We start from the raw sequence: 10,533 nt of genomic DNA on the forward strand, positions 1-10,533 counted from the left end.
AAATACGCTGCTTGGTTAACGCCGATATAAAAATAATAGGCACATCGGTAAAAGGCGCTATTTCCGCTCGGATGCGTTTTTCAAATTCGTTGGTGGTCATGGTGTCCTTTTCTACCAAATCCCATTTGTTTACCAAAATTACTACCCCTTTTCGGTTGCGCTCTGCCAACCAAAAAATGTTTTGGTCTTGGCCGTCAAAACCACGCGTAGCATCTAACACCAATAAACAAACATCACAATGCTCAATAGCACGAATACTGCGCATCACGGAGTAAAATTCTAAATCTTCTTTTACTTTAGACTTTCGTCTGATACCAGCAGTATCCACCAAGTTAAATTCAAAACCAAATCGGTTGTATTTGGTATCAATCGAATCTCTTGTAGTTCCTGCAATATCGGTCACAATGTAACGCTCCTCACCTATCAAGGCGTTTATAAAGGAAGATTTGCCAGCATTTGGTCTGCCTGCAACTGCAAATCTTGGCAATTCGTTAGGTTCTTCATTTTCCATTTCTGGTAATGCCTTTACCACAGCATCTAACAAATCACCAGTACCACTTCCGTTGATACTTGCAATTGTAAAATATTCCCCGAGTCCCAAGGAATAAAATTCCATGGCCGTTTCAGCGCGTTTGTTATTATCTACTTTGTTAACTACCAGAAAAACTGGCTTGTCCACTTTTCGGAGTAATTCAGCCACATCTTCGTCCATTCCGGTAACGCCGCTTTCCACATCTACCATAAAAATGATAGCATCGGCTTCGTCAATTGCTAATTCTACCTGTTTATCAATTTCTGCTTCAAAAACATCATCGCTCCCACGCACGTAGCCACCAGTATCTATCACAGAAAACTCGCGACCATTCCATTCACTCTTGCCATAATGACGGTCCCTTGTAACACCACTAACGGCATCTACAATGGCTTCTCGGCGTTGAATTAATCTGTTGAACAACGTCGATTTACCCACATTGGGTCTTCCTACTATGGCTACTATACTACTCATGGCATTTAAATTGTTTGCAAAGGTACTATTTAATATTGAAGAAAAATTATGTAACTTTTCACAATCCTAACATCATCACATCATGAATGAAGCAAACGACCTAATTTTAAGACCGCGATTTAAAAAAGAATGGCCATATCACAACGAGACCGTTCTTAAGCAATTTGAAAAAAGCAAGACGACACAAAAAGAATATGTAGTATCACGAATAGACGATCACGTGTTTATCAGATTTCAAAAAAGCAAACAGAAATTCTGGACACCGGAGCTTCATTTAGAAATCAATCACAAAGATGATAACCATTGTATAGTTCATGGCCTCTACGGACCAAGCCCAACGGTTTGGACCTTTTTTATGTTCCTTCATTTTTTGGTTGGAACTGCCTTCGTGATTTTTGGTATTTGGGCTTACTCCAACTGGAGTTTGAACAACGATTATCATATTCAACTCATAGTGGCAATGCTCATGGTAATCTTTTGGTTTGTGTTGTATGCAGGCGGTAGTATTGGTAAAAAAACGGGCGAAGCCGAAATGCAAAAACTAAAAATTTATATGGAAGCAACCATCAAAGCGATTTAAACGTATAATTATTAAATTCATTCACCCTAAATAGTTCCCCTATGAAACAGTACATCTCCGCCATTATTTTTGGCATTGCCATCGTTATCGCTGCCTATCTACTAGGTAACGCAGTCATCAATCGAAATAATCCCCAAGGCAATATCTCCGTAACAGGTTTGGGCAACGCCGACTTCACTTCCGATTTAATTGTTTGGGAAGGCTCATTCTCTAAAGAAAGTTCAGATTTAAAACAAGCCTATAAAGACCTCGAAGCAGATAAAGCCGTAATTACCGAATACCTTTTAAGCAAAGGCATCACCAGAGAAGAACTGGTTTTTAAAGCTGTTAACAGTCGTAACAATACCCAATCTAAATATTCATCGGATGGTAAATATATGGGTGAAGAATTTCTAGGCTATGTGCTAACACAATCCCTGCAGATAGATTCCAAAAACGTAGAAAATACCGAAAAGGTGTCACGCGAAATCACCGAACTACTCAATAAAGGTATTCAATTCTATTCACAACCACCGCGCTATTACTACACCAAATTAGCCGATTTAAAACTTGAAATGGTCTCAAAAGCTACCCAAGATGCCTATGCGAGAGCACAAAAAATTGCAGATAATTCTGGAGCAAAATTAGGCGATTTAATCACCGCTAAAATGGGGATTTTTCAAATCACTGGTCAAAATTCTAGCGAAGATTATTCTTGGGGTGGTACTTATAATACCTCATCCAAAGAAAAAACAGCTTCCATCACCATGAAGTTAGATTATAAAGTAAAATAACCTAATTTAGTTATATCCAAAACGTTTCAACTGGCGCTCATTACTGCGCCAATTTTTGTTGACTTTAACATATAATTCCAAATGGACTTGTTTACCAAAAAAGCGCTCTAAATCTTTACGAGACTCAACACCTACACGTTTTAAAGCAGCGCCTTTATGTCCGATAATGATGCCTTTTTGAGTTTCACGTTCCACCATAATTACCGAACGCATGCGGATGATATTGTCGGATTCAAAAAATTCTTCGGTGTCGATTTCTACCGAATACGGAATTTCTTTTTTGTAGTGAATCAATATCTTTTCCCTAATAATTTCATTCACAAAAAAACGCTCGGGCTTATCGGTAAGCTGGTCTTTTGGATAAAATGGTGGCGATTCGGGTAACAATTCAACAATACGATTAAAAACTTCTGGCACGCCAAATCCACCCAAAGCAGAAATAGCAAAAATCTCGGCATTTGGAACCTTTGCCGCCCAATAAGGCACTTGGGTTTCTAAAACTTCTTGATTAGAAGTATCAATCTTATTCAACAATAACAATACTGGTATTTTAGAATTGGTAATTTTATTAAAAAACGCTTCGTCCTTAAGATCTTGCTCACCAATTTCAACCATGTAAATAAGCACATCTGCATCGTCTAAGGCCGACTTCACAAAATCCATCATAGATGCTTGCAACTGGTACGCAGGCTTGATAATACCAGGCGTGTCCGATAATACCATCTGAAAATCTTCCCCATTTACAATCCCCAAAATACGATGTCTCGTGGTTTGCGCCTTCGAGGTAATAATCGATAACTTCTCACCCACAAAAGCATTCATCAAAGTGGATTTCCCAACATTGGGGTTGCCAATAATATTTACAAAACCTGCCTTGTGCATCTTTCTAATTTTTTACAAAGTTACAACCTTTCGAGTTAATTGTGCTTCATCTAATTAAAAGCCAAGAATGCTCCAAGTACCTTGAGAACAAGTTGCACGAATAATCAAGTTCACTTTATGCCTTCAAAATTTATCCTAAATCCTGCAATTATTATTTTCAAAAAATAATCTACTTTCAATTGTCTTATCAAACTATTTATAATTATTTAGTTTTTTGAAGACCTCACAGGTTTTGAAAACCTGTGAGGTCTTCCTTAATTCCATAATATAAACCGTCGTTTATATGACAAGTGTCATTTTAAAAAGCTACTAATTGTTTTAGTTTTACCCTATCAAAATTTTATTTTGAACATAAAACAACACTTTATGACCGACTTACAAATAGCCCGAAAAACCATCCTAAAACCCATAAGCCAAATAGCTGAAAAACTAGGTGTCGATACCGATAACATCGAAATGTACGGCAAGTACAAAGCCAAATTACCCTTATCACTCATTAACCAATCACAGGTTGATAAAAACCATCTAATACTAGTATCAGCCATTTCACCAACACCAGCTGGTGAAGGTAAAACAACCATTTCAATTGGCTTAAACGAAGGCTTAAATCAACTTGGCAAAAACAGTATCGTAGTGTTACGCGAACCATCCTTGGGTCCAGTTTTCGGAATAAAAGGTGGTGCAACTGGCGGCGGATATGCTCAGGTGTTGCCCATGGAAGATATCAATCTACATTTCACTGGCGATTTTGCAGCCATTGAAAAAGCCCATAACCTGTTGGCGGCCATTATCGATAATAACATTCAAAGTAAGACCAATTCTCTTGGATTAGATGCACGAACCATTTCTTGGAAACGCGTCATCGATATGAACGACCGTGCCCTACGACGCATCATTGTCGGACTTGGAGGTACAACTTCTGGGGTGCCGAGAGAAACAGGCTTTGATATTACAGCAGCTTCCGAAATCATGGCTATTTTATGCCTGGCAAAAGATTTACCGGATTTAAAAAAACGTTTAGGTAATATTTTTATTGGTTACACTTTTACGAAACAGCCCATTTTTGCCAAAGACCTAAAAGCACAAGGCGCCATGGCAGTGCTGCTGAAGGATGCCATTAAACCTAACTTGGTACAAACCATTGAAGGGAATCCTGCCATTATTCACGGCGGACCATTTGCAAATATCGCACAAGGTACCAACTCGGTAATTGCAACCACAATGGCCATGAGTTTGGCGGATTATACCGTTACCGAGGCGGGATTCGGATTTGATTTAGGTGCCGAAAAGTTTTTCGATATCAAATGCCAAAGTGCCAATTTAAAACCAAAAGTGGTCGTGCTCACCGCTACCATTCGCGCTTTAAAATACCATGGTGGCGCAAGTTTAAAGGAATTAACCGTACCAAATGTAGAAGCCTTAAAAAATGGATTACCCAACCTTGAAAAACATTTAGAAAACATTAAGCAATTTAAAGTGACTCCAGTTATTGCCATCAATAAATTCACCACCGATAGCAAAGCCGAAATTGAAGTAATCAAACAGTTTGCTCAACAAAAAGGAGTGAAAGTGGCAGTTGCCGATGTTTGGGCCAAAGGTGGTAAAGGTGCATTAAAACTCGCACAGTGCGTTGTAGATGCAGTTTCAGAAAATCAGTCGAATTTCACACCCCTATACGATTGGGCAATGCCAGTAAAAGAAAAAATAGAAACAATCGCCACTAAAATATATGGTGCTGAACATGTAGATTACACCTCGAAAGCCAAAGCCGATTTACAAAAAATAGCTGACCTCAACCTTGAAAATCTGCCAATTTGTATTGCCAAAACCCAAAAATCCCTCTCTGATAATCCGCTACTTTTAGGCCGACCAAAAGATTTTATCATCACAGTTAGAGAAATTGAAATTGCGGCTGGTGCAGGTTTTCTAATTCCAATTACAGGTGATATCATGCGCATGCCAGGCTTGCCTGCACATCCAGCATCAGAGCTAATTGATATTAGTGATGATGGTGAGATTAGTGGCTTGTTTTAGCTGGTTTTGAGTGTGCAGGAAGAATTTAAATTCATATTGTCATGCTTCAATCCATTTCTCCGGATTCAAATCAATATACCTTGAAATGCTATAATAAGAATTTAAATTCCTGATAATGCTATCGTAAAATGAACGCTGCCATGCAAAATCACTGTAGCCGCTATTGTGAATTAACTTAGAAGACGTGGTTTTCAAAGCTCCAATTAAACTCGATAAGGATTTTATTTTAACCACTTCATCTTTTACACGCGCTCGATCGATTTTAAGAATCAAATGCACATGAGCGGGCATTACAACATAATTATGAACCTCAACATACTGATATTGATTCGCCAACCATTTTATTCACTCCTCAACTATTAATCCATAATTATTTAATATCAAAATTGGCCTATCGGAACGAACGGGCAAGTCGCGACTTGCCCCATGAATCGCCCCATCATGAACGGGCAGCTCGCGAGCTGCCCTAACAGAACTCAAACAACGAACCCTATCCTTTACGAATATCTTGACGAAATACAATCCATTGCTGGAATAATCATAACCTAACATTCTATTTCGCTTTCTTCTTCTCATTATTGATTCATTATCAATGATAAAAATAAGTAAAGAATTGAAATATTGAAAAATCTGTACAGGCGACTCTAGAGTCGCCCTAACAAAATTTGGCAATATAGATCCCTCGACAGACTCGGGATAAGCGATTCATTGAGATTATTGTTCGCTACGCTTGAAAAATCTCAATTCTCTGCTTACATATTCCTCCTATACTGTCCTCCTACTTCAAACAAGGCATGAGTAATTTGACCTAAAGAACAATACTTACAAACTTCCATCAACGCTTCAAAAATATTCTCATTTTGAATGGCTTTTTGCTGCAAATCCTTGAGAAGTTTTGAAGTGTCGTGTGCCTTATGTAAAGTCTCCAAAGTTTTAATTTGTAACTTTTTTTCTTCTTCCGTGGCGCGAATCACTTCTTTAGGTTGTATGGTTGGCGATCCTTTAGAGCTTAAAAATGTATTAACCCCAATTATTGGGAATTCACCATTGTGCTTTAAGGTTTCGTAATACAAACTTTCTTCTTGAATCTTACTGCGTTGGTACATGGTTTCCATAGCACCTAATACTCCACCACGTTCGGTAATTCTATCAAATTCGAGCAATACAGCTTCTTCTACTAAATCGGTTAACTCTTCTATAATAAAGGAACCTTGGATTGGGTTTTCGTTTTTAGCTAATCCCAACTCTTTATTAATAATAAGCTGAATGGCCATAGCGCGACGCACACTTTCTTCGGTTGGTGTGGTTATAGCTTCATCGTAGGCATTGGTGTGAAGTGAATTACAATTATCGTAAATAGCATACAAAGCTTGCAAGGTGGTGCGAATATCGTTAAAGTCTATTTCTTGCGCATGTAAACTTCTACCTGATGTTTGTATGTGGTACTTCAACATTTGCGCCCGCGGATTGGCGCCGTATTTATGCTTTAAGGCTTTTGCCCAAATCTTTCGAGCTACGCGACCAATAACTGCGTATTCAGGATCGATACCGTTTGAAAAGAAAAAGGACAAATTAGGACCAAAGTCGTTGATGTCCATACCTCTCGACAAATAATACTCTACATAGGTAAAACCATTAGACAAAGTAAAGGCCAACTGCGATATCGGATTGGCACCAGCCTCGGCAATATGGTATCCAGAAATGGAAACCGAGTAAAAGTTACGTACATTATTGTGAATAAAATACTCCTGTACATCACCCATTAAACGCAAGGCGAATTCCGTAGAAAATATACAGGTGTTCTGCGCTTGGTCTTCTTTTAAAATGTCTGCTTGAACGGTACCGCGCACTTGGGCTATCGTTTTGGCTTTTATTTCCTCGTAGATTGCTTTGGGTAATACCTGGTCGCCTGTAACGCCAAGTAACATCAAGCCTAATCCATTATTACTTTCGGGTAATTCGCCTTGGTAGGTTGGTCGCTCGATACCTTTATCCTTGTAGATTTTGGCAATCTTGGAGTCTATCTCTTTTACTAAGCCGTTATTTTGAATGTAAATTTCGCATTGTTGATCGATGGCTGCATTCATAAAAAAACCGAGTAACATTGGTGCTGGACCGTTGATAGTCATACTTACCGAGGTCATAACATCAGCAAGGTTAAACCCGGAATAGAGTTTCTTAGCATCATCTAAACAACAAATACTTACACCAGCATTTCCAATTTTACCATAGATATCAGGACGCAAATCTGGATCATTTCCGTAAAGTGTAACACTATCAAAAGCAGTTGACAATCGTTTGGCTGGCAAACCAGCACTCACATAATGAAAGCGTCGGTTGGTGCGTTCTGGCCCGCCTTCACCCGCAAACATTCGTGCAGGATCTTCGCCTGTGCGCTTAAACGGATACAGACCTGAAGTAAATGGAAACTCACCAGGCACATTTTCTTGTAAACACCATCCCAAAATATCGCCCCAAGCTCGATACTTTGGCAAAGCGACTTTAGGAATTTGAGTATGGGATAACGATTCGGTATGCGTTTCTATTTTAATCTCTTTATTTCTTACTTTGAATGAATAAATCGGATTTTTATAACGATTCACCTTTTCATCCCAACCGGTTATGATTTCCCAGTTGTAAGGATCAAGATTTAATTTCACACGGTCGAATTCACTTATTAATAGTTTTATGAAATCCTTATTGTCAACTGTACTTGAATGAAGCGAATCAGCATCAATACCAGCTTTGTCTAATTTAGGAACCGTTCCAGTGATGGATTCAACGGTTTTAAAAATTCCATATAACTTCTGAGCCACCTCAACTTGTTCGTTAGCCGTTTTATCATAAGCACGGTTGTTTTCTGCAATTTCGGATAAATAACGTGTGCGTGCAGGCGGGATAACAAAAATCTTTTCACTCATTTCATTCGAAATATGAAAGGTAGATTTTAAGTCACTACCAGTTTTTTCAACAATCTTGTCCATTACAGCTTTGTAAAGCGTGTTCATTCCTGGATCGTTAAACTGCGAAGCAATGGTGCCATAAACCGGTAAATCATCTTGATTCACATCCCACAACTGGTGATTGCGCATATATTGCTTTTTTACATCGCGCAAAGCATCTAAAGAACCGCGTTTGTCAAATTTATTGATGGCCACCAAATCGGCAAAATCAAGCATATCAATCTTTTCCAATTGTGTAGCAGCGCCAAATTCAGGCGTCATCACATATAACGATACGTCGCTGTGCTCGATAATTTCGGTATCACTCTGACCAATACCGGAGGTTTCTAAAATGATTAAATCATATTCAGCGGCTTTTAAAACTTCAACAGCTTCATTTACATACTTAGACAAGGCCAAATTTGATTGGCGCGTGGCCAAACTACGCATATAAACACGTGAATTGTTGATGGCATTCATCCGGATTCTGTCGCCTAATAAAGCTCCACCTGTTTTACGTTTTGAAGGGTCTACAGAAACAATTCCAATAGTTTTATTGGGAAAATCAATCAGAAAACGTCTCACCAATTCATCAACTAAGGATGATTTTCCGGAACCACCTGTTCCTGTGATTCCCAAAACAGAAACCTCTTTTCTGGTTGTTTCAATAGGAGAAAAGCTTTTCTTAAATTCGTCATGTTTATTTTCTGCAAAAGAAATTAATCTTGCAATGGTATTGACATCTTTATCTTTTAATGACGCTTCAATTGTTTTTCCCTTCGGAAGGTTTAGTGATGGACTTCCATAGTCTGATTGCGCTACCAAATCATTAATCATTCCTTGCAATCCCATTTCGCGACCGTCGTCTGGAGAATAGATTCTATCGATACCATAATCCATCAATTCCTTAATTTCTTCTGGCAGAATCACACCGCCACCGCCACCAAATATTTTGATGTGTCCAGCACCTTTTTCTTCCAATAAATCGTGCATGTATTTAAAATACTCATTATGCCCGCCTTGGTAGGATGTTAAACAAATAGCATTGACATCTTCTTGAATGGCTGTATTTACGATTTCCTCAACACTACGGTCGTGACCTAAATGAATCACCTCAACACCTGTAGATTGAATAATGCGACGCATGATATTTATCGAAGCATCATGCCCATCAAACAATGAGGCTGCGGTTACGATTCTAACTTTATGTTTTGGCTTATAAGGTGCTATTTGTTCCATCTTTAAAACTTCTGGCTTTATGTGTTGCGAATTTACGGAATATTCAAAAAACTGTTTCTTATTTTAAGAAATATAAAAGAAACTTAGATTGTAAATCACTGGGTGAATTTTTAAAATTATGGACGGATTCTAATCACTTTCAGCAAATGAACTACGTACTATATCCTTTACATTGCCTTCTTTCGTATTTTTACAGTCTAAAATATTAAAAATGAAAAGAAAATTTACTGCAATTTTTGCTCTAATCGTACTGACTTCATGTGCTGAATTACAACAAGTCTTAGGTGATTTACCACAATCGGGAGACATTTTAACCAATGCCGATATTGCTTCGGGTTTAAGACAAGCCTTAGATCAAGGAATTGATAAGCAAGTAACCAAACTCACCGAAACCGATGGTTTTTTCAGAAATGAATTGGTGAAAATTTTGTTACCAGAAGAATTACGGAAGGTAGATAAAGGTTTGCGCGATATTGGCTTAGGAAATCTAGCAGACGAAGGTTTAAAAGTTTTAAACAGAGCCGCTGAAGATGCCGTTAAAGAAGCGACACCTATTTTTGTAAATGCGGTAAAAGACATCACTTTTGCTGATGCAAAAAATATATTGTTAGGACCCGATAATGCAGCAACGCAATATCTGACCCAACGCACAGAAACCGAACTTTATAACAAATTTAAACCCGTTATCAATAACTCATTTAGCAAGGTAGGTGCCGATCAAATTTGGGCCAATCTCATTAATAAATACAATGCTATACCGTTTACAGCTAGTGTAAACCCTGATTTAACGGATTATGTTACCCAAGAAGCTTTAAAAGGTGTTTATACCATGATTGCGGTTGAAGAACAAGAAATTAGAAACAAAGTTTCTGCCCGTGGCACCGATTTGTTGCGCAAGGTTTTTGCACTTCAGGACAATAAATAACAAACTTTAAACTGCATTTAATTCAAGCTTAATTATATGCTAATGTTTAGGTAACATTGCCACGTTGATTATTTCGCATCTTTGTAATGCAAAGAAAGATCATACATTTATCTTTAATTTGGATTAGCAAAAGTTGGTTTTAAAAAGTCGGT

Annotated in this window: 8 protein-coding genes; 4 read left to right on the plus strand and 4 right to left on the minus strand. The window is 38.2% G+C overall.

Annotated elements, in window-relative coordinates:
• On the minus strand, positions 1 to 1,006 hold a 1,006-nt coding region (der, locus tag V7Z48_RS12885; RefSeq protein ID WP_334114003.1), incomplete at its 3' end, for a ribosome biogenesis GTPase Der.
• Positions 1,007 to 1,088: 82 nt separating this feature from the next.
• On the opposite strand from der, the gene V7Z48_RS12890 reads away from it, so the two are divergent.
• Together V7Z48_RS12890 and V7Z48_RS12895 are read left to right on the plus strand one after the other, a co-directional pair.
• Positions 1,089 to 1,586 carry a GTP-binding protein gene (locus V7Z48_RS12890; RefSeq protein ID WP_334114004.1) on the plus strand — a complete coding sequence of 166 codons (498 nt, stop codon included), beginning with the start codon at positions 1,089 to 1,091 and terminating at the stop codon, positions 1,584 to 1,586.
• Between the two features lie 41 nt (positions 1,587 to 1,627).
• Positions 1,628 to 2,359, plus strand: coding sequence for an SIMPL domain-containing protein (locus V7Z48_RS12895; protein ID WP_334114005.1), 732 nt, complete (start codon positions 1,628 to 1,630; stop codon positions 2,357 to 2,359).
• Between the two features lie 6 nt (positions 2,360 to 2,365).
• Here the strand turns inward: V7Z48_RS12895 and era are convergent, their stop codons facing one another.
• On the minus strand, positions 2,366 to 3,241 hold the full coding sequence (gene era, locus V7Z48_RS12900; RefSeq protein ID WP_334114007.1) for a GTPase Era: 876 nt from the start codon (positions 3,239 to 3,241) through the stop codon (positions 2,366 to 2,368).
• Positions 3,242 to 3,607: 366 nt separating this feature from the next.
• On the opposite strand from era, the gene V7Z48_RS12905 reads away from it, so the two are divergent.
• Positions 3,608 to 5,275, plus strand: coding sequence for a formate--tetrahydrofolate ligase (locus V7Z48_RS12905; RefSeq protein WP_334114008.1), 1,668 nt, complete (start codon positions 3,608 to 3,610; stop codon positions 5,273 to 5,275).
• Between the two features lie 39 nt (positions 5,276 to 5,314).
• On the opposite strand, the gene V7Z48_RS12910 is transcribed toward V7Z48_RS12905, so the two are convergent.
• Both V7Z48_RS12910 and V7Z48_RS12915 read right to left on the minus strand, forming a co-directional pair.
• Positions 5,315 to 5,611, minus strand: a complete 297-nt coding sequence (locus tag V7Z48_RS12910) for a transposase (protein WP_334114009.1) — start codon at positions 5,609 to 5,611, stop codon at positions 5,315 to 5,317.
• Between the two features lie 416 nt (positions 5,612 to 6,027).
• Positions 6,028 to 9,456 carry a methylmalonyl-CoA mutase family protein gene (locus V7Z48_RS12915; RefSeq protein ID WP_334114010.1) on the minus strand — a complete coding sequence of 1,143 codons (3,429 nt, stop codon included), beginning with the start codon at positions 9,454 to 9,456 and terminating at the stop codon, positions 6,028 to 6,030.
• A gap of 211 nt (positions 9,457 to 9,667) precedes the next feature.
• Here V7Z48_RS12915 and V7Z48_RS12920 point away from each other — a divergent pair, with 211 nt between their 5' ends.
• Positions 9,668 to 10,381 carry a DUF4197 domain-containing protein gene (locus tag V7Z48_RS12920; RefSeq protein ID WP_334114011.1) on the plus strand — a complete coding sequence of 238 codons (714 nt, stop codon included), beginning with the start codon at positions 9,668 to 9,670 and terminating at the stop codon, positions 10,379 to 10,381.
• Positions 10,382 to 10,533 lie beyond the last annotated feature (152 nt).

This window comes from Paucihalobacter sp. (assembly GCF_036825875.1).
Classification (GTDB): domain Bacteria; phylum Bacteroidota; class Bacteroidia; order Flavobacteriales; family Flavobacteriaceae; genus Paucihalobacter.

What these genes read in the sequence shown, in the direction of transcription:
- V7Z48_RS12895 (WP_334114005.1), top strand. Translation starts at nt 1,628, where the DNA reads ATGAAACAGTACATCTCCGCCATTATTTTTGGCATTGCCATCGTTATC.
- V7Z48_RS12890 (WP_334114004.1), top strand. Translation starts at nt 1,089, where the DNA reads ATGAATGAAGCAAACGACCTAATTTTAAGACCGCGATTTAAAAAAGAA.
- V7Z48_RS12920 (WP_334114011.1), top strand. Translation starts at nt 9,668, where the DNA reads ATGAAAAGAAAATTTACTGCAATTTTTGCTCTAATCGTACTGACTTCA.
- V7Z48_RS12905 (WP_334114008.1), top strand. Translation starts at nt 3,608, where the DNA reads ATGACCGACTTACAAATAGCCCGAAAAACCATCCTAAAACCCATAAGC.
- V7Z48_RS12915 (WP_334114010.1), bottom strand. Translation starts at nt 9,456, where the DNA reads ATGGAACAAATAGCACCTTATAAGCCAAAACATAAAGTTAGAATCGTA.
- era (WP_334114007.1), bottom strand. Translation starts at nt 3,241, where the DNA reads ATGCACAAGGCAGGTTTTGTAAATATTATTGGCAACCCCAATGTTGGG.